At 63.8% G+C, this 19,761-nt stretch carries 17 protein-coding genes; 13 read left to right on the top strand and 4 right to left on the bottom strand.

Annotated elements, in window-relative coordinates; all coding sequences use genetic code 11:
- Positions 1 to 54: 54 nt before the first annotated feature.
- Entirely contained in the window at positions 55 to 999 is a 945-nt protein-coding gene (locus NUH87_RS07570; RefSeq protein ID WP_338525460.1) for a DUF2242 domain-containing protein, read from the top strand.
- Between the two features lie 364 nt (positions 1,000 to 1,363).
- Here the strand turns inward: NUH87_RS07570 and NUH87_RS07565 are convergent, their stop codons facing one another.
- Together NUH87_RS07565 and NUH87_RS07560 are read right to left on the bottom strand one after the other, a co-directional pair.
- Positions 1,364 to 2,404, bottom strand: a complete 1,041-nt coding sequence (locus NUH87_RS07565; RefSeq protein ID WP_338525459.1) for an AraC family transcriptional regulator — start codon at positions 2,402 to 2,404, stop codon at positions 1,364 to 1,366.
- Positions 2,401 to 3,540, bottom strand: coding sequence for a nitrilase-related carbon-nitrogen hydrolase (locus tag NUH87_RS07560; protein ID WP_338525458.1), 1,140 nt, complete (start codon positions 3,538 to 3,540; stop codon positions 2,401 to 2,403). Before NUH87_RS07560 ends, NUH87_RS07565 begins: the two co-directional genes overlap by 4 nt.
- A gap of 212 nt (positions 3,541 to 3,752) precedes the next feature.
- Between NUH87_RS07560 and NUH87_RS07555 the strand changes: the two genes are divergently transcribed.
- Both NUH87_RS07555 and NUH87_RS07550 read left to right on the top strand, forming a co-directional pair.
- Positions 3,753 to 5,789 carry an NADPH-dependent 2,4-dienoyl-CoA reductase gene (locus NUH87_RS07555; RefSeq protein WP_338525457.1) on the top strand — a complete coding sequence of 679 codons (2,037 nt, stop codon included), beginning with the start codon at positions 3,753 to 3,755 and terminating at the stop codon, positions 5,787 to 5,789.
- A 189-nt stretch (positions 5,790 to 5,978) separates the two neighbouring features.
- Positions 5,979 to 6,902, top strand: a complete 924-nt coding sequence (locus NUH87_RS07550; RefSeq protein WP_338525456.1) for a 1-aminocyclopropane-1-carboxylate deaminase/D-cysteine desulfhydrase — start codon at positions 5,979 to 5,981, stop codon at positions 6,900 to 6,902.
- Between the two features lie 3 nt (positions 6,903 to 6,905).
- Here the strand turns inward: NUH87_RS07550 and NUH87_RS07545 are convergent, their stop codons facing one another.
- Together NUH87_RS07545 and NUH87_RS07540 are read right to left on the bottom strand one after the other, a co-directional pair.
- Complete coding sequence (locus NUH87_RS07545; protein ID WP_338525455.1) at positions 6,906 to 7,457, bottom strand: cytochrome b; 552 nt, start codon at positions 7,455 to 7,457, stop codon at positions 6,906 to 6,908.
- A 97-nt stretch (positions 7,458 to 7,554) separates the two neighbouring features.
- Positions 7,555 to 8,505: a DUF1853 family protein gene (locus NUH87_RS07540; RefSeq protein ID WP_338525454.1), complete on the bottom strand. Its 951-nt coding sequence runs from the start codon at positions 8,503 to 8,505 to the stop codon at positions 7,555 to 7,557.
- A gap of 88 nt (positions 8,506 to 8,593) precedes the next feature.
- Between NUH87_RS07540 and NUH87_RS07535 the strand changes: the two genes are divergently transcribed.
- The 10 genes from NUH87_RS07535 (at position 8,594) to NUH87_RS07490 (ending at position 19,596) form a co-directional block, all read left to right on the top strand.
- Entirely contained in the window at positions 8,594 to 9,484 is an 891-nt protein-coding gene (locus NUH87_RS07535) for an NAD(+) kinase (protein WP_338525453.1), read from the top strand.
- Positions 9,481 to 10,455: a metallophosphoesterase gene (locus NUH87_RS07530; RefSeq protein WP_338525452.1), complete on the top strand. Its 975-nt coding sequence runs from the start codon at positions 9,481 to 9,483 to the stop codon at positions 10,453 to 10,455. The genes NUH87_RS07535 and NUH87_RS07530 overlap by 4 nt, the downstream gene beginning before the upstream one ends.
- Entirely contained in the window at positions 10,452 to 11,324 is an 873-nt protein-coding gene (locus NUH87_RS07525) for a rhomboid family intramembrane serine protease (protein WP_338525451.1), read from the top strand. The genes NUH87_RS07530 and NUH87_RS07525 overlap by 4 nt, the downstream gene beginning before the upstream one ends.
- Before the next feature lie 27 nt (positions 11,325 to 11,351).
- Positions 11,352 to 11,612, top strand: a complete 261-nt coding sequence (locus NUH87_RS07520) for a YeaC family protein (protein WP_338525450.1) — start codon at positions 11,352 to 11,354, stop codon at positions 11,610 to 11,612.
- Positions 11,609 to 12,439 (top strand): DUF2797 domain-containing protein, encoded by an 831-nt coding sequence (locus NUH87_RS07515; RefSeq protein ID WP_338525449.1) that lies wholly within the window; start codon positions 11,609 to 11,611, stop codon positions 12,437 to 12,439. The genes NUH87_RS07520 and NUH87_RS07515 overlap by 4 nt, the downstream gene beginning before the upstream one ends.
- A gap of 12 nt (positions 12,440 to 12,451) precedes the next feature.
- Positions 12,452 to 15,109: an aminopeptidase N gene (gene pepN / locus NUH87_RS07510; protein WP_338525448.1), complete on the top strand. Its 2,658-nt coding sequence runs from the start codon at positions 12,452 to 12,454 to the stop codon at positions 15,107 to 15,109.
- 267 nt (positions 15,110 to 15,376) lie between these two features.
- Positions 15,377 to 16,429, top strand: coding sequence for a WD40/YVTN/BNR-like repeat-containing protein (locus NUH87_RS07505; RefSeq protein ID WP_040066078.1), 1,053 nt, complete (start codon positions 15,377 to 15,379; stop codon positions 16,427 to 16,429).
- A gap of 20 nt (positions 16,430 to 16,449) precedes the next feature.
- Complete coding sequence (locus NUH87_RS07500; RefSeq protein WP_338525447.1) at positions 16,450 to 18,834, top strand: RND family transporter; 2,385 nt, start codon at positions 16,450 to 16,452, stop codon at positions 18,832 to 18,834.
- 93 nt (positions 18,835 to 18,927) lie between these two features.
- Positions 18,928 to 19,203 (top strand): DUF5629 family protein, encoded by a 276-nt coding sequence (locus NUH87_RS07495; RefSeq protein WP_338525446.1) that lies wholly within the window; start codon positions 18,928 to 18,930, stop codon positions 19,201 to 19,203.
- Between the two features lie 213 nt (positions 19,204 to 19,416).
- Positions 19,417 to 19,596: a hypothetical protein gene (locus tag NUH87_RS07490; protein WP_040066071.1), complete on the top strand. Its 180-nt coding sequence runs from the start codon at positions 19,417 to 19,419 to the stop codon at positions 19,594 to 19,596.
- The last annotated feature ends 165 nt before the right edge of the window (positions 19,597 to 19,761 follow it).

The following is a 19,761-nucleotide window of genomic DNA, read 5'->3' as shown; positions in this document are numbered from 1 at the left end:
TGACGCCGATCTGATGCACAATACGCCCCGGACCGTTTTTCCTCAGGATTTTCAATGTCGACATCATTCCACTTGCGTGCCGTTGCATTGGCACTGATGCTGGCGGGCGCCGCGGGCTGCTCGTCGCCCTCCAAGACCGCCGTTTACGAACGGGAGAATTTCGACGACGCCGGCACGTTCTCGCGCAACTATGGCGTGAGCGACACGGCGTCCTGTGAAGCGGCCCGGCGTGCCTTGCTCAGCCAGGGCTACATCATCACCAGCAGCGACCCGAAGCTGGTCACCGGCAACAAGAGCTTCCAGCAGACCGGCGACACCCACATGCAGATCAGCTTCAGCGTGGTCTGTGCGGCGGATGGCAGCGCCAATCATCGCTCGACCATGTTCGCCAACGCCCTGCAGGACCGCTATGCCCTGAAGAAGGTCAACAACTCCGCCAGCCTGGGCGTGGGTGTGCTGGGGTCGGTGTCGATGCCGATCGGCTCGACGGACGACTCGATGGTCAAGGTCGCCAGCGAGACCGTGTCCTCGGCGACCTTCTATGACCGTTTCTTCACCCTGGTGGAACTGTTCCTGCCACCTGAAGTGAAGAAGGAGCAACATACCGACGAAAAACCCAAGGCGGACTTGGGCGTGCCCGACGCGACGCCGGCCAAGGCCCATACGGACAAGCCGACGGAACCCAAGGTGGCAGAAGCCAAGCCGGCGCAACCGACGCCTGCACCGGTGCCCGTGCCGGCACCGAAGGCCGCGGAGCCGGTGAATAACGCGCCCGCCACGCCTGCCACTTCCGAGCCGGTTGCCGCGCCGCCTGCGGCTGCGCTTGTCACACCGGCTTCCGCAGCCCCTGCCGCCTCGGTGACCTCGACAGCCCCGGTAACCCAAGTGACTTCGGCGACTCCGGCAACCCCGGAAAAGCCTGCCGAACCGACGCCCACCCCGGCACCAGCGGCCAGCGCGCCGGCGACTCCGGCGGTTCCAGCGACTCCGGCGCAGTAACCACGACACAGGGCGGCGGGAGCGGGTTTGTCGACCTCGATCCCGTGGCCCTGTGGTGGGGACGCCACCGGCAAAATAAAAGTGGGTAAATTCTGACCGTTCTGCTAGTTTTTTATTTCAGGTCCTGACTCAGGAGCCTGGGGCAGACGGGGTGCTTCATTTTTCCTTCACACGGGACCCCTATGCTGGACCCGGCCCGCTCCTACAGGAATGGCCAGCAAGACAGCGGTTTTAACCTTGAACGAAAAAAGGAGCTTCACAATGGATGACTATCAAGAAGAACTGCTGGAGTCCCGTGCTTTCGAGCTGGACCCTGTTGAACCGGCTGAAGACGCGACCGAGCTGTAAGCGGTCGTTTTTCGGCTCAGGCCGAATGCCGCTGGCTGCGGCGGAACTCGCCGGGCGTCTGGCCGTTCCAGCGTTTGAAAGCCCGTTGAAAGGCCTCTGCCGAGGCAAAACCGAGCAGGTAGGCGATTTCGCCAAAGGCCAGTTCGGTGTCGCGAATGTAGGTCATTGCCAGGTCACGGCGAGTGTCATTGAGAATGGCGCGAAACTGTGTTCCTTCCTCGGCCAGTTTGCGACGCAATGTCCAGGTCGGCAGCTTCAGGCGTGCCGCCACTTCTTCCAGGTCGGGTTCCCGGCCGCCATTGAGCAAAGGCCCCAGCAACTGAGTGATACGTTCACGCAGGCTGCGGGTGCGCGTCAGTTGTTCCAGTTCCCGTTCGCATAATTGCAGCAGGTGCCGCCAGGTGCTGGGGCAATGTTCCGGGTTGCGCAGGCCCAGGCTGGCCTGGCCCAGGCGCAACTGATTGTGCTCGGCGGCGAAGTGCACCTGGCAGTCTCCCAGGCCCTTGTAGGCCGCGGCGTAGTCCGGTTCGGCGAATTCGATGTCGATGCGCTCGGCCTGCAGCGGCTCGCCGCCAACGCTGCCCAGTTGCTGCAACCAACCGGCGATGATCGAGTCCACCACGAAGCGGTTGTAGGCGTTGTACGGGCTGATGGAGTAGAAGCGCAGCCAGGCGCCGTCGGCGTCTTCGTGGAAACTCGACTGCCCGCGATAGTTGGAGCCGTAGAGTGCCTCGAAACGGGTCAGGATTCTCGCCGCCTCGCGTACCGTCGGGGCCTGGGCGGCGGTCACACCGGCCAGGCCCGCCTGGCTGAGCCGACTGAGCCGGCCCATGCGCAAGCCCAGGGCCGGGTCACCGGTCAGCTGGATCGCCGCGTGCCCCAGGCGCATGTAGCGCGGAATCGACAGTCGGGCGTTGGGCTCGGCCAGGCGCGCCGGGTCCAGCCCGTATTGCACCAGCAGGCCCTCGGGGTCCTGGCCATGACTGCGTACCGCATCGGCGAGGCTGTGGACGAAGCCCACGGACAGATCGCCCAGGCGCATCGGCAGCGGCTTCATGGCAGCCACAGGTTCAGCAGGCGGGCGCCGTGATCGCTGGCGTCCGCTTCGGCGACGGCGCGCCCATCGTGGCTGATAAAGCTCCGGCCTGAATAACGCTGGTTCCAGAACTGGCCGTGCAGGAACACGGTCATGCCGGCCAGCGCCTGGCTGGAGGGCGCGCGGCTGATCAGGGTCAGGCGATGCCAGGCGTCGCCTTCGCCGAGTTCGCCGGGCCTGAGGCTGATGTTCGCCGGTGTGGCCGCACTCTTGAAGCCGCGCCAGGGCTGCTCCCAGCTGTTCTTGCCGGGCAGGGAGGCCGTCACGGCAATCAGCGACACGCCCAGTTCGTCAAACCTGCTGTAGTTGTCCGGGTACCAGCTGTCACTGCCGACCAGCACGCCCAGGCGCCCGGCGGGGGTCTGCACGGCATTCAGTTCCTGGCGCCCGCTCCCCTTGATATAGCCGCGTTCGTCGAAGGTCGGGTAGAGCTTGCGTTGGGGCTGGCCCAGGGGGCGCCCGTCGGCGGCGAAAACCAGGCTGACGTTGTACAGGGCGCCCTGGCCGATTTTCAGGGTGCCTTGCTCGACGCTGGGGTCCGGCAGGACGATGGAGCCGGCCACCAGGGTGACGCCGAACTCTTTTGCCAGGCCGCCGAACACCGCCTGGTAGTCCTGGGCCATGGTCCTGGCCTTCATGCGCAGGCGGGCGTCTTCCAGGAAGCTGCGCCCCTTGGCATTGAAGAGGGCGCCGAGCAGCTTCAGCGGGTTGCCGAGCATCAGCCAGTTCATCGCCTCCTTCTGGTCGAGGGCCTGGTAGAGGTCGTCTTTTTCGCCGCGCAACAGCAGCCAGGTGCCGATGTGCTCGGGCAGCACCACGATGGTTTTCTCGTTCAGCAGGCCCAGGCTGCGCGCCTGTTGCAGGTAGGCCGCCAGCTTGCGGTGCAGGCGCGCCGGGCTCTGGTAGTCGTTGGGAAACAGCTCCGGTTGCACGCCCAGCAGATTGCCGTGATCAGCGGCCACGCCCTGGTTCACGACCAGGCGGATGCGCAGGTCCGAGAGGTAGTGACCGCTGCTGCGCTGTTGGGTCCAAACGCCATAGCCGGTGACGGCGGCGAGAAGCAGGACCAGCAAGGAGAAGACAATGAATTTGCGCATGGGAGCGGAGAACGAACGACCGTGTGCGGGAGTCGTCGACTAGGGTAGGGCCGGCCGGCGTCCTTGCCAAGGGGCGTTGCGCATTTGGATCAATAAGTTGTCAGTTTCGGTCATTGAGCCAGGGCTGGGGCGTCTTTAATGTGCCAGTCATACAACTGACGGGAGCCGAAGAGCCTCCCGCATCCCGTGATCTTGCCCGTTGTGGAGTTTCTATGACCGCCGCCCAATACCCGCACCTGCTGGCCCCGCTCGACCTGGGTTTCACCACGTTGCGCAACCGCACCCTGATGGGCTCGATGCACACCGGTCTTGAGGAAAAGCCCGGCGGTTTCGAGCGCATGGCGGCCTACTTCGCCGAGCGCGCCCGTGGCGGTGTCGGCCTGATGGTGACCGGCGGTATCGCGCCGAACGAAGAGGGTGGCGTGTATTCCGGCGCGGCCAGGTTGACCACCCAGGCCGAGGCCGACCAGCATCGCATCGTCACCCGGGCGGTGCATGAGGCCGGCGGCAAGATCTGCCTGCAGATCCTGCATGCCGGGCGCTATGCCTACAGCCCCAAGCAGGTGGCGCCGAGCGCGATCCAGGCCCCGATCAACCCGTTCAAGCCCAAGGAGCTGGATGAGGAAGGCATCGAGAAACAGATCGCCGACTTCGTGACCTGTTCGACCCTGGCCCGGAATGCCGGGTACGACGGCGTCGAGATCATGGGTTCGGAAGGCTACTTCATCAACCAGTTCCTCGCGGCCCACACCAACCATCGCACCGACCGTTGGGGCGGCAGCTACGAGAACCGCATGCGCCTGCCGGTCGAGATCGTGCGTCGGGTGCGTGAGGCGGTGGGTGCGGACTTCATCATCATCTTCCGCCTGTCGATGCTCGACCTGGTGGAGGGCGGCAGCACCTGGGAAGAAATCGTGCAGTTGGCCAAGGCCATCGAGCAGGCCGGTGCAACCATCATCAACACCGGGATCGGCTGGCACGAGGCGCGGATTCCGACCATCGCCACCAAGGTGCCGCGCGCCGCATTCAGCAAGGTCACCGCCAAGCTGCGCGGTTCGGTGGGCATTCCGCTGATCACCACCAATCGTATCAACACCCCGGAAGTGGCCGAACAGATCCTCGCCGACGGCGATGCCGACATGGTTTCCATGGCCCGGCCGTTCCTGGCCGACCCGGAATTCGTCAACAAGGCGGCGCAAGGGCGTGCCGACGAAATCAATACCTGCATCGGCTGCAACCAGGCCTGCCTGGACCATACCTTCGGCGGCAAGCTGACCTCCTGCCTGGTCAACCCACGGGCCTGCCATGAGACCGAGCTGAATTACCTGCCGGTCCAACAGGTGAAGAAAATTGCCGTGGTCGGCGCCGGTCCTGCCGGTCTGTCGGCAGCCACCGTGGCGGCCGAGCGTGGGCACCAGGTGACGCTGTTCGATTCGGCCGCTGAAATCGGTGGCCAGTTCAACGTCGCCAAGCGCGTGCCGGGCAAGGAAGAGTTCTTCGAGACCCTGCGCTACTTCAAGCGCAAGCTGCAGACCAGCCATGTCGAGGTCTGCCTCGATACGCGGGTGGATGTGGCGCAACTGGTGGCCGGCGGGTATGACGAGATCATCCTCGCCACGGGCATCGCGCCACGGCTGCCGGCGATTCCCGGCATCGACAACCCCAAGGTCCTGAGCTACCTGGATGTGCTGCTGGAGCGCAAGCCGGTGGGCCACAAGGTGGCGGTGATCGGGGCCGGCGGTATCGGCTTCGACGTCTCGGAGTTCCTGGTGCATGAGGGGGTGGCCACCAGCCAGGACCGCGAGGCGTTCTGGAAGGAGTGGGGCATCGACACCCGTCTTGAGGCGCGGGGCGGGGTCGCCGGGATCAAGGCCGAGCCCCATGCACCGGCCCGCGAAGTGTTCCTGCTGCAGCGCAAGGCTTCCAAGGTCGGCGATGGCCTGGGCAAGACCACCGGCTGGATTCACCGGACGGGGTTGAAGAACAAGCGGGTGCAGATGCTCAACAGCGTCGAGTACCTGAAGATCGACGAGGCGGGCCTGCACATCAGTATCGGCGGTGGCGAGCCGCAGTTGCTGGCGGTGGACAACGTGGTGATCTGCGCCGGGCAGGATCCGTTGCGCGAGCTGCAGGACGGGCTGTTGGCGGCTGGGCAGACCGTTCACCTGATCGGCGGCGCGGACGTGGCGGCGGAGCTGGACGCCAAGCGGGCGATCAACCAGGGCTCGCGACTGGCGGCTGGGCTGTAGTTTTTCAGGGGCACCGCGTTATCGTTCTTCGCGGGCAAGCTCCGCTCCCACAGGTTTTTTGTCGTACTCATGATTTAAGTCCGACTCAAACATTGTGGGAGCGGTGCTTGCCCGCGAAGAGACCCCTGAAAACACCACAGGACTTGAACTGTTAAACTGCCGGGCTCCCTCCAAACGGACCGCCCTGCGATGCTGGCCCCTGTTGACTGGCAACCCCATGCGCCCCTCGAACCACTGCATCTGGACTGGTTGGCCAAGGCCGGCGTCGAGGTGGCCATGTTGCGCCTCGACCTGATCGATCCGCTGATCAGTGGCAACAAGTGGTTCAAGCTCACCGAGCATCTGGCGGCGGCCCGACAGGCCGGCGCCGAGGGCCTGATCAGCCTGGGTGGCGCGCACTCCAATCATCTTCACGCCCTGGCGGCGGCGGGCAAGCGCTTCGGCTTTCCCACCGTCGGCCTGTTGCGCGGGCATCCTGTACAAACCCCGACTGTCAGCGACCTCCAGGCTTTCGGGATGGAGCTGCACTGGCTCGGCTATGGCGGCTATCGGGCGCGCCATGCGGCGGATTTCTGGGACTCGTGGCGCCAGCGCTATCCGCACCTGCACGGCGTGCCGGAGGGCGGTGGTGGCCTGAAGGGGGCTCGCGGGTGCGCGGTCTTGCTTCATCAGGTACGCGAGCAATTGCCGGCGCTCGGCTGGGACGACTATCACGGCTGGTGGCTGGCCGCCGGAACCGGCACGACCCTGGCCGGGCTGGTGCTGGCCGAGGCCGGACGCCGACCGGTATACGGTGCCCTGGCGGTACCGGCCGATCATGGCGTGGCGCCTTTGGTCGCGGCGATCCTGGAGGAGGGCGGGGCGCCGGGCCTGGCCTTTGAACTGATCGAGGCCTGCCGTGGCGGTTTTGCCAAGGTCGATCCGGCGTTGCAGGGCTTTATCGCGCTAAACGAACAACAAAGTGGTGTGCCGCTGGAGCCGCTGTATACCGGCAAGGCGTTGCTGGCGCTTCAGGAGCAGGTGGGCGCCGGGCGGTTCGCGCCGGGCACGCGGCTGGTGTTCGTGCATACCGGCGGTTTGCAGGGCCGCCGGGGTTTTGCTCCTGCACAGTAGGGTTCAGGCCCCGCGCTTGGGCATGATGCGTAGCAGGGTGTTGTCCCGTACGAAATAGTGGTGATAGAGCCCGGCCAGGGCATGCAGGCCGATCAGCCAGTAGCCGGCGGTGGCCAGCAATTCATGCCAGCCCTTGACCTCCTTGGCGTACGCCAGGTCCTCGCCCATCAGCGCCGGCAGTTCGATGCCGTAGAACAGCACCGAATGCCCCTGGGCACTGACGGCCAGCCAACCGAAGATCGGCGTGGCGATCATGAACAGGTACAGCGCCCAGTGCATCAGCTTCGAGAACAGCATCTGCCAGGCCGGCGGCGCGGGGACGATCTTCGGTGCCACGCCGATGGCACGCGCCAGCAAGCGCAGCCAGACCAGCAGGAACACCGTCAGGCCGAACATGTAGTGAGCCTCGATGATCAAGGTGCGACCACCACTGCCCTTGGGGAAAATCCCGCGAAACTCGATGCAGGCGTAGACCACCGCCAGCAGCACCAGCATCAACCAGTGCAATGCAATCGACATGCTGCTGTAGCGGCTGTCGGTATTCTTCCAGGGCATAGGGTTGTTCCTCGGGTCATCAGGGCTGAAACCTCCGTTCTTGAGCGACGGAGTTCCTACACTCTAATAGGTTTTCCAGGGTTTTGCCCTAGGCATGTCAGGAGGTGCCCGGTACATTCGGCCAGAGATCGGCCACCAGGAACAGCCGCTCGGCCTCTTCCCAGTCGCCTTCGGCATTGCGGCTCAAGCGCACCAGCAACTGCGCCGGCGCGTGCGGGTCCAACGCCTCCAGCCAACGGTCCAGGCGTTCCTGCGACCAGGCGTCCGCTTCGGCGTAGTGCGCCGGTGCCAGCCAGGCATGGCGCGGCAGGGGTTGCCAGCGTCCCGCCGGGCTTTGGCTGACGAAGTCCAGCCAGTCGCGCTGATGCAGCCAGCGTCCGTGCAGGTGCTGCGGGTGAGCGCCGCGGGGCGGACGCGAGGTCCCCGGCCACGGATACAGCAGGTAACCGCCGAGCCACAACTGCGCGCTGAACTGATGGATTTCCAGTGCCGCCAAGGCTTCGCGGCTCTCCGGACGGGCGGAAATCGGCAGTTGGTGGTGGTTCAGGTGCGCCAGCTTGCGGTCCAGTCGGTCATGGCAACCCGGACCGAGCCAGCGCGCCGGGTCTTCACCGCCGCCCTGCTGCGGACCCAGGTACAGCTTGATCGCCAACTCCAGGTGATGCACGCCATCGCGATCGCGCAACAGCAGGTCCAGTTCGCCCAGGGTATGACCCTCGCGGCGGATCGGCAGGTTGGCGCCGATCAACTCGATCCCGGGCGCCTGTTGCACGGCGAACTGCCATAACCGTTCGTAATACAGCCCCAGTCGACGGGTCGCGCCCCGCACCAGCCAACCCTGCAGCTCGACCGGGTCCTGGTCCAGCCCGCGCAACCACTGCTCCAGCCGGTCCGGCGCTTGCACCCAGTCGCTGCCGGCCAACGGATGACGTTGTGGCCACGGGGTGTCTTCCAGCATGGGCGGTGCGAGGATGACCCAGGCCAGGTCGCGCACTTCGGGATGGCGCAACTGTCGGGGCAGGTTGAGCAAATCGGGGAAGAGGATCATCCTGCGAGCATAGCTGAAAGGGTTTTGTCTCGGGCCGGCTTTCGCCCATAATCTCCCCTTTGCCCGTCCCAGACCCCGCAGGAGCCCCATGGAGCAATTTCGCAATATCGGCATCATTGGCCGCCTGGGCAGTTCGCAGGTGCTGGATACCGTTCGCCGACTGAAGAAATTCCTGCTGGCGCGGCACCTGCATGTCATCCTCGAAGACACCATCGCCGAGGTCCTGCCGGGCCATGGCCTGCAAACCTCGTCGCGCAAGATGCTCGGCGAAGTCTGCGACATGGTCATCGTCGTCGGCGGCGACGGCAGCCTGCTCGGCGCCGCTCGCGCGCTGGCCCGGCACAATATCCCGGTGCTGGGGATCAACCGCGGCAACCTGGGCTTTCTCACCGATATCCGCCCGGATGACCTGGAAGTCGAAGTGGCCAAGGTCCTCGACGGCCACTACCTGGTGGAGAACCGCTTCCTGCTGCAGGCCGAGGTGCGCCGCCATGCCGAAGCCATCGGCCAGGGCGACGCGCTCAACGACGTGGTCCTGCACCCCGGCAAGTCGACGCGGATGATCGAGTTCGAGCTGTACATCGACGGCCAGTTCGTCTGCAGCCAGAAGGCCGACGGCCTGATCGTCGCCACGCCCACCGGCTCCACCGCCTATGCGCTGTCCGCCGGCGGCCCGATCATGCATCCCAAGCTCGATGCCATTGTGATCGTGCCCATGTACCCCCATACCTTGTCCAGCCGCCCCATTGTGGTCGACGGCAACAGCGAGTTGAAAATCGTGGTGTCCAAGGACATGCAGATCTACCCGCAGGTTTCCTGCGACGGGCAGAACCATTTCACCTGTGCTCCCGGCGATACGGTGACCATCAGCAAGAAACCGCAGAAGTTGCGGCTGATTCACCCGCTGGATCACAACTATTACGAAGTCTGCCGCACCAAGCTCGGCTGGGGCAGTCGGCTGGGCGGTGGAGGCGAGTGATGCTCGATCCCGCGCGTGGCTACGATCTGATCGGTGATGTGCACGGTTGCGCCCTTACCCTCGAACATCTGCTGGACATGCTCGGCTACCAGAAGCTGGGGGGCGTCTGGCGTCACCCGTCGCGCATGGCGGTGTTCCTCGGCGATATCATCGACCGCGGCCCGCGCATCCGCGAGGCCCTGCATATCGTCCATGGCATGGTCGAGGCCGGGCAGGCGCTGTGCATCATGGGCAACCACGAGTTCAACGCCCTGGGCTGGAGCACCCCGGCGGCACCTGGCAGCGGCAAGCAGTTCGTGCGCGAACACACGCCGCGCCATGCCCGGCTGCTCAATGAAACCCTGACCCAGTTCGAACAGCACCCGGCGGACTGGCAGGATTTCCTCGCCTGGTTCTACGAGCTGCCGCTGTTCATCGATGCCGGGCGTTTCCGCGTGGTGCATGCCTGCTGGGATGGCGGCTTGATCGAGCCGTTGCGGGCGCAGTACCCGGACGGCCGGATCGACGAGGCATTCCTGAAGGATTCGGCGCTGTCCGGCAGTTTTGCCTCCACGGTGTTCGACCGCCTGCTGCGCGGCACCGACATGCGCCTGCCGGACGGCCTGACCCTGACTGGCGGCGACGGCCTGACCCGGGCGTTCTTCCGCACCAAGTTCTGGGAAGACGACCCGCAGACCTACGGCGATATCGTCTTCCAGCCGGATGCCCTGCCAGAGCAGGTGGCGCGCAAACCGCTGTCCCCGGTCGAAAAGAATGCCTTGCTGCGCTACGGCCTCGAAGAGCCGATGCTGTTCGTCGGTCACTACTGGCGCAGCGGCAAGCCCGCGCCGATCCGTCCCAACCTGGCCTGCCTGGATTACAGCGCCGTGCTCTACGGCAAGCTGGCGGCTTACCGGCTGGACCAGGAAACCGCTCTCGACCCGCAGAAATTCGTCTGGGTCGACGTCGAACGTCCCGAGGCTTTGCGATGAGTGCCACTGCTGTCCTACGCCTGCCGCTGACCACTGACCTCAGTGGTTTCGTCAAACTGCTGGAGCGCATGCAGGTGCCGCACCGGGTCAACGAGGAGGCCGGCGAGCAGGTGCTGTGGGTGCCCGAGTCCATCAGTGCCGATGTATTGTCCCTGTACCAGCGTTTCCCCGCCGGCGATCCGGACAACCACCTGGAAGTCCCGGAGCGGCCCGTGGCCATGAGCCAGCCGAATTTCCTCACCCAGGTACGCCAGAGCCCGGCCACCGCCACTGTCCTGTTGCTGAGCCTGATCGTCGCTGGAGTGACCCTGCTGGGCGACAACCTCCAGGTCGTGCACTGGTTCACCTTCCTCGACTTCCAGGTACGCGGCAACTACGTCCAGTTCACGCCCCTGGCCGACGGCTTGGCGGCGGGGCAGTGGTGGCGCCTGGTGACGCCGATGCTGATCCATTTCGGCATCCTGCACATCGCCATGAACGGCATGTGGTACTGGGAGCTGGGTCGGCGCATCGAGCTGCGCCAGGGCGGCATCAACCTGCTGGGGCTGACGCTGCTGTTCAGCCTGGTTTCCAACTACACACAGTATTACGTCAGCGGCCCAACCCTGTTCGGCGGCCTGTCCGGGGTGCTCTACGGCTTGCTCGGGCATTGCTGGATCTACCAGTGGCTGGCGCCGAATCCGGTCTATCGTCTACCCCGTGGCGTGCTGGTGATGATGCTGGTCTGGCTGCTGTTGTGCCTGTCGGGCCTGGTCTCGCTGATCGGCTTCGGCGAAATCGCCAACGGTGCCCATGTCGGCGGACTGCTCATCGGATGTTTCACCGGTTTGTTGGGCGGCCTCTGGTCTCGTCGTAAACTGGCCGTCTAATCGCCTTTTTCCAAGCGTGGAGAACCCATGTCGTCGTTTATCGAAATGATTGAAAACATCACCCCCGACATCTACCAGAGCCTGAAACTGGCGGTGGAAATCGGCAAATGGTCCGACGGGCGCAAGCTCAGCGCCGAACAGCGCGAACTGTCGTTGCAGGCGATGATCGCCTGGGAAACCCAGAACCTGCCGGAAGACCAGCGCACCGGCTACATGGGTCCGCAGGAGTGCGCCTCGAAGTCGGCCCCGGTGCCCAATATCCTGTTCAAGTCGGATGCCATCCATTGATCGAGCTTGGCCGCGGTGCAATCAGCAAGATGACGACGCGCCTTGAAGGTGCGGCCGTACAGTACGCCTTTCGCCTGGGTGACAGCGAGGTGCCGGTCAATCCGTTGATCGGCCAGAAGCTGCGCCTGGAGTTCCTCGGGGCGATTCATTGCACCCATTGTGGACGCAAGACCAAGACCAGCTTCAGCCAGGGGTATTGCTATTCCTGCATGACCAAGCTGGCCCAGTGCGACACCTGCATCATGAGCCCGGAGCGTTGCCATTACGACGCCGGCACCTGCCGCGAGCCGGCCTGGGGCGAGCAGTTCTGCATGACCGACCACGTGGTCTACCTGGCCAATTCGTCGGGGATCAAGGTCGGCATCACCCGCGCCACCCAGCTGCCGACCCGCTGGCTCGACCAGGGCGCCAGCCAGGCGCTGCCGATCGTGCGCGTGGCGACCCGCCAGCAGTCCGGCTTCGTCGAGGACCTGTTTCGCAGCCAGGTGGCGGACAAGACCAACTGGCGCGCCCTGCTCAAGGGCGATGCGCCGGCGGTGGACCTCAAGGCGGTGCGCGAGCAGTTGTTCGAATCCTGTGCCGAGGGCCTCGCGGCCTTGCAGGCGCGTTTCGGCCTGCAGGCCATCCAGCTGGTGCGTGATGTCGAGCCGCTGGAGATCCGCTACCCGATCGAGTGCTACCCGACCAAGGTGGTCAGCTTCAACCTGGACAAAGATCCGATTGCCGAAGGCACGCTGATGGGGATCAAGGGCCAATACCTGATCTTCGACACCGGCGTGATCAATATCCGTAAATACACGGCCTACCAGCTCGCCGTGCATCAGTAAAAGGACGCCCTCATGCGCACCGAACAACCGAAGATGATCTATCTGAAGGACTATCAGGCACCGGACTACCTGATCGACGAGACGCACCTGACCTTCGAGTTGTTCGAGGACCATACCCTGGTCCATGCGCAGCTGGTGATGCGCCGCAATCCGGCCCGTGGTCCCGGCTTGCCGCCGCTGGTGCTCGACGGCCAGTTGCTCGAGCTGCTCTCGGTGCAACTCGACGACCGCGTGCTGTCGAGTGCCGACTACCGGATCGACGACAGCCACCTGACCCTGCAGCCGACCAACGAGCGCTTCAGCGTCGATACCAGCGTGAAGATCCACCCGGAGACCAACACCGCCCTGGAAGGCCTGTACAAGTCCGGCACGATGTTCTGCACCCAGTGCGAGGCCGAAGGCTTCCGCAAGATCACCTATTACCTTGACCGCCCGGACGTGATGAGCAAGTTCACCACCACGGTCATCGCCGAGCAGCATCGCTACCCGGTGCTGCTGTCCAACGGCAACCCGGTGGGCAGCGGTCCCCAGGACGACGGTCGGCACTGGGCGACCTGGGAAGACCCGTTCATGAAGCCGGCCTACCTGTTCGCCCTGGTGGCGGGGGACCTGTGGTGCGTCGAAGACAGCTTCGCCACCCTGAGTGGCCGTAACGTGGCGTTGCGCATCTACGTCGAGCCGGAAAACATCGACAAGTGCCAGCACGCGATGAACAGCCTGAAGAAGTCCATGCGCTGGGACGAGGAAGTCTACGGCCGCGAGTACGACCTGGACATCTTCATGATTGTCGCGGTCAACGACTTCAACATGGGTGCGATGGAGAACAAGGGCCTCAACATCTTCAACTCCAGCGCCGTGCTGGCACGGGCCGAAACCGCCACCGACGCCGCGCACCAGCGGGTCGAGGCCATCGTCGCCCACGAATACTTCCACAACTGGTCGGGCAACCGCGTGACCTGCCGCGACTGGTTCCAGTTGTCGCTCAAGGAAGGCTTCACGGTGTTCCGCGATGCCGGTTTCTCCGCCGACATGAACTCGCGTACCGTCAAGCGCATCCAGGATGTCGCCTACCTGCGTACCCACCAGTTCGCCGAGGACGCCGGTCCCATGGCCCACGCCGTGCGCCCGGACAGCTTTATCGAGATCTCCAACTTCTACACCCTGACCGTGTACGAGAAGGGCTCGGAAGTGGTCGGCATGATCCACACCCTGCTCGGCGCCGAAGGCTTCCGCAAGGGCAGCGACCTGTATTTCCAGCGCCATGACGGCCAGGCCGTGACCTGCGACGATTTCGTCAAGGCCATGGAAGATGCCAATGGCGTCGATTTCACCCAGTTCAAGCGCTGGTACAGCCAGGCCGGTACGCCGCGGCTGGAGGTCAGCGGGCACTACGACCAGGCGGCGAAAACCTACAGCCTGACCTTCCGCCAGAGCTGCCCGCAGACCCCGGACAAGCAGGAAAAACTGCCGTTCGTGATTCCGGTGGAGATCGGCCTGCTGAATGCCCAGGGCGAAGAAATCGCCTTGCAACTGGCGGGTGAGGCGACCCCCGGCGCGACCAGTCGCGTGCTCTCGGTGACCGAAGCCGAACAGACCTTCAGCTTCGTCGGCATTGACGCTTGGCCGCTGCCGTCGCTGCTGCGTGGTTTTTCGGCACCGGTGAAGCTGAGCTTCCCGTACAGCCGCGAGCAGTTGATGTTCCTGATGCAGCATGACAGCGACGGTTTCAACCGTTGGGACGCCGGCCAGCAATTGTCGGTGCAGGTGCTGCAGGACCTGATCGCCCAGCATCAGAAGGGCGAGAAGCTGGTGCTCCATCCGCTTCTGGTTCCGGCCTTGCGCAATGTGTTGGCCAACGAGCAACTGGACCCGGCGATGGTGGCCGAAATGCTTTCGCTGCCGAGCGAGGCCTACCTCGCCGAAATCAGCGAAGTGGCTGATGTCGAGGCGATCCATACCGCTCGCGAGTTCCTCCGCCGGCGACTGTCCGAGCAGTTGTTCGGCGAGCTGTGGCAGCGTTACCAGGCCAATCGGGCGCTGTCGAGAGACACCCCTTACGTTGCCGAGAACGAGCATTTCGCCCGCCGCGCCTTGCAGAACATCGCGTTGTCGTACCTGATGCTCAGCGGCAGGATCGAAGTGGTGGAGGCGGCCCTGGAACAGTTCGAAAGCAGCGACAACATGACCGAGCGCCTGACCGCCCTGGCGGTGTTGGTGAACTCGCCGTTCGAAACCCAGAAGGCCCTGGCGTTGGCCAGTTTCGCCGAGCACTTCAAGGACAACCCGCTGGTCATGGACCAGTGGTTCAGTGTCCAGGCCGGCAGCGTATTGCCCGGCGGCCTGCAGCGGGTCAAGGCGTTGATGGAGCACCCGGCGTTCACCCTCAAGAACCCGAACAAGGTGCGGGCGTTGATCGGTGCCTTCGCCGGGCAGAATCTGATCAACTTCCACGCGGCGGACGGTTCCGGTTACCGCTTCCTGGCGGACATCGTGATCCAGCTCAATGCCCTGAATCCGCAGATTGCGGCCCGGCAGTTGGCACCGCTGACCCGCTGGCGCAAGTACGACGACGCCCGCCAGGCGCTGATGAAGGCCGAGCTGGAGCGGATTCGCGGTTCGGGTGAGTTGTCGGCCGATGTGTACGAGGTTGTCAGCAAAAGCCTGGCCTGAAGCAGTACACCCCACAAAGGCCACGCTCGTGGCCTTTGTTCATCACCTCACCTGATGCCCCATCATTCATGCACCCTCCCGACGCCCCAGGTTAACAAAAGATAACGTGGCGTCGATTGTCAGACGATTCCAAAGCCCGATAGGATGACTCCAGCTTCAAAGGGGCTCTAGATTGCCGGTTCCAGACGACCGGGCAGTCATGAAAACGCCCTCGAAGGCGCCCTGAAAGGTTGGACGACCTGACAATAATAATGGGGAGAAAGGTCTATGAATGAGCCTGTGAAGCCTACGGGTTCTTGCTGTCCGCCGACCTGGCGCGGCGCGGCATTGCTGGTGACGGCGCTTTCGCTGTCGGGACTGGCGGCACTGCCGGCCAGCGCATACGCGGCGGCGTCCGGCACCGCCGACACGGTCTACTCCATCGAATCGTCCAAGGCCAGCAAGAGCCTGCTGCTCGACGTGGTCCATGCCGGCAACCGGCTGGTGGCCGTCGGCGATCGCGGACACATCCTCTTTTCCGACGACCAGGGCGGCCACTGGACCCAGGCCCGGGTACCGACCCGGCAGATGCTCACGGCGGTCTATTTCGTCGATGAGCGGCACGGCTGGGCCGTCGGCCACGATGCGCAGATCCTCGCCAGCGTTGACGGCGGCGCTACCTGGACCCGCCAGTTCCAGGACCTCAAGCGTGAAGCACCGTTGCTCGACGTCTGGTTCAAGGACGCCAGCAGCGGCTTTGCCGTGGGCGCCTACGGGGCCTTGCTGGAAACCCGCGATGGCGGCCAGCACTGGGAGAACGTCAGCGACCGCCTCGACAACCCCGATCAGTTCCACCTCAACGCCATCGCCGCGGTCAAGGATGCCGGGCTGTTCGTGGTTGGCGAGCAGGGCAGCATGTTCCGCTCCGCCGACTGGGGCCAGACCTGGGAACACGTCGACGGCCCTTACCAGGGCTCGCTGTTCGGCGTGATCGGCACCGCTCAATCCTCCACGCTGCTGGCCTACGGTTTGCGCGGCAATCTCTACCGCTCCACCGACTTCGGCAGCAACTGGGCGCCAGTCGAACTCAAGGCCACCCGTGGCAACCTGGAGTTCGGCCTGTCCGGCGCGACCTTGCTGGCCGACGGCTCGCTGGTGATCGTCGGCAACGGCGGCAGCGTGATCCGCAGCACCGACGATGGCGCGACCTTCAGTGTGTTCAACCGTCCCGATCGGATTTCCCTGTCGGCGGTGACGGCGGCCGGCAACGGCAACCTGATCCTCGTCGGCCAGGGCGGCGCCCACACCACCACGCCAGCGGGCGCTGAGCTGGGCCAATAACAAGAAAGGCGGGAATCTTCATGAGCAGTCATCAAAGTCATCATCAAGACAAGGCGACGTTTCTCGAGCGCCTGATCTTCAACAACCGCCCGGCGGTGATCGTCATCTGCCTGCTGGTCAGCGCCTTCCTGTTCTGGCAGGCCACGCTGATCCGGCCGTCCACCAGCTTCGAGAAAATGATTCCGCTCAAGCATCCTTTCATTGAAAAGATGATGGAGCACCGCAACGACCTCGCCAACCTGGGCAACATGGTGCGGGTTTCGGTGGAGGCCAAGGACGGCGATATCTTCACCCAGTCGTACATGGAGACCCTGCGGCAGGTCAACGACGAGGTGTTCTACATTCCCGGCGTCGACCGCTCCGGCCTCAAGTCCCTCTGGAGCCCCAGCGTGCGCTGGACCGAAGTGACGGAAGAGGGTTTTGCCGGCGGCGAGGTGATCCCGCAAAGCTACAACGGCTCGGCCGACAGCCTCGACAAGCTGCGCAACAACGTGCTCAAGTCCGGCCAGGTCGGTCGCCTGGTGGCCAACGACTTCAAGTCGAGCATCGTCGATATCCCGTTGCTGGAGGCCTACCCGGACCCGCAGGACCAGGGCAAGTTGCTGGCGCTGGACTACCAGAAATTCTCCCACCAGCTCGAAGAGAAGATCCGCGACAAGTTCGAGGCGCAGAACCCCAATGTGAAGGTGCACATCGTCGGTTTCGCGAAGAAGGTCGGTGACCTGATCGATGGCCTGGTCATGGTGGTGATGTTCTTCGGCGTGGCCTTCATCATCACCCTGGTGCTGTTGTACTGGTTTACCTGGTGCATCCGCAGCACCATCGCCGTGCTGATCACCACCCTGGTGGCGGTGGTCTGGCAACTGGGGCTGATGCACGCGTTCGGCTTCGGCCTGGATCCGTACTCGATGCTGGTGCCGTTCCTGATCTTTGCCATCGGTATCTCCCATGGCGTGCAGAAGATCAACGGCATCGCCTTGCAATCCAGCGACGCCGACAACGCCCTGACGGCGGCTCGGCGCACCTTCCGGCAACTGTTCCTGCCGGGGATGATCGCGATCCTCGCCGACGCCGTGGGGTTCATCACCCTGCTGATCATCGACATCGGCGTGATTCGCGAACTGGCCATTGGCGCGTCCATCGGCGTGGCGGTGATCGTGTTCACCAACCTGATCCTGCTGCCGGTGGCCATCTCCTATGTGGGCATCAGCAAGAAGGCCGTCGGGCGCAGCAAGAAGGATGCGACCCGCGAGCACCCGTTCTGGCGCCTGCTGGCGAATTTCGCCAGCCCCAGGGTGGCTCCGGTGTCCATCGTGCTGGCCTTGCTGGCCCTGGGGGGCGGCCTCTGGTACGGGCAGAACCTGAAGATCGGCGACCTCGACCAGGGCGCGCCGGAGCTGCGTCCCGACTCGCGCTACAACAAGGACAACAGTTTCATCATCAACAATTACTCCACCAGTTCCGACGTGCTGGTGGTGATGGTCAAGACACCACCCGAAGGCTGTTCGCGCTATGCAGCCATGGCGCCCATCGACGAACTGATGTGGAAGATGCAGAACACCGAGGGCGTGCAGTCGGCGATCTCCCTGGTGACCGTGTCCAAGCAGATGATCAAGGGCATGAACGAGGGCAACCTGAAATGGGAAACCTTGTCGCGCAACCCCGATGTGCTGAACAACTCCATCGCCCGGGCCGATGGCCTGTACAACACCAATTGCTCCCTGGCGCCGGTGCTGGTGTTCCTCAACGACCATAAGGCCGCGACCCTCGACCGTGCGGTCCATGCGGTGCAGGACTTCGCCAAGGAGAACAACAAGGACGGCCTGGAGTTCCTGCTCGCCGCCGGTAACGCCGGGATCGAGGCGGCCACCAACGAGGTGATCAAGGAATCGGAACTGACCATCCTGATCCTGGTGTACATCTGCGTGGCGACCATGTGCATGATCACCTTCCGCTCCTGGGCGGCGACCTTGTGCATCATCCTGCCGCTGGTGCTGACCTCGGTGCTGGGTAATGCGCTGATGGCGTTCATGGGCATCGGTGTGAAAGTCGCGACCTTGCCGGTGGTGGCGCTGGGGGTCGGGATCGGCGTGGACTACGGGATCTACATCTACAGTCGCCTGGAAAGCTTCCTGCGTGCCGGCCTGCCGTTGCAGGAGGCCTATTACCAGACGCTGAAATCCACCGGCAAGGCGGTGCTGTTCACCGGCCTGTGCCTGGCGATCGGGGTCTGCACCTGGATCTTCTCGGCGATCAAGTTCCAGGCCGACATGGGCCTGATGCTGACCTTCATGCTGCTCTGGAACATGTTCGGCGCGCTGTGGCTGTTGCCGGCGCTGGCGCGGTTCCTGATCAAGCCGGAGAGGCTGGCGGGCAAGGTGGGCGGGTCGTTGTTTTCCCATTGAGGGGCGGATGGCCGGGTGATCGTGATAAACGATCACCCGGCCCCAGGGCAATATCGCCTATCATGAGCGCTTTCCCAAACACGATAGAACGCCATGACCGCTGCAACCGACACCCTGCTCAGTGCCCTTGAAACCTGCGACATGCTCGAAGTCGACGGTCTGCACGCCTTCGATTTCACCCTCGACGACAGCCGTCTGCTGATCGAATGCATGGACGGCCGGGCCCAGAAGCGCTGGAGTTTCACCCGCGCCCAGATCGAGGCCGCGACCTTCGACCAGACCCTGCAAAGCTGGATCCTGAGTGACGATTCCAGCGAGCATCGGCTGGTCTGCATGAGCGCCTTCAGCGCCCGTGACGAGGAGGAATAAGGCGTTCGCGGCATCGATCGACCGGGTCGCCCGGGGCGTTCGAGCTGCGACAATAGACCGCATCCTCTGATGAATCAGGGACTTGCGCTTCTATTAATGACGCTGATATCCGCTACTGCTCCAATGAATTTCAACGATGTCCGCCCTCGGATGTACTTTTGACTCACGGCCTGAAAGGGCAAGCAAGCCAACTGACATTCGAGGGTTACCGCCATGAACTTCAATCTTTTCTCCGTGATCGCCGCTTCTGCTGTTTCCGCTACCGTGGCCCTGCCAGCCAGCGCCAGCGTGGAAATCAGCAGCCAGAAAAGCCACGCCCAGAGCTACACCCAGAAGTACCTGCAACAGAGCGCCAACTTCTACGCCGCTCTGGATCACAAGGCCCAGCACTGAGCACTTAGGCCAGGATGCATACCTTGTGGGAGTTGGACCGCCGCGAAGAGGCCTTTTTGAGGCCACCAAAAGCTTCGCAGGCACGCACCGCTCCCACACCACTCCCACAAGGTATGCGTCCTGGCTCTGGTTATGTGGTGCGTTTCAGATTGAATGCTTTTTTTA

This window comes from Pseudomonas batumici, from assembly GCF_036585405.1.
In the GTDB taxonomy this organism is placed as follows: Bacteria; Pseudomonadota; Gammaproteobacteria; order Pseudomonadales; family Pseudomonadaceae; genus Aquipseudomonas; species Aquipseudomonas batumici.
This window is presented reverse-complemented; position numbering and strand designations above follow the sequence as displayed.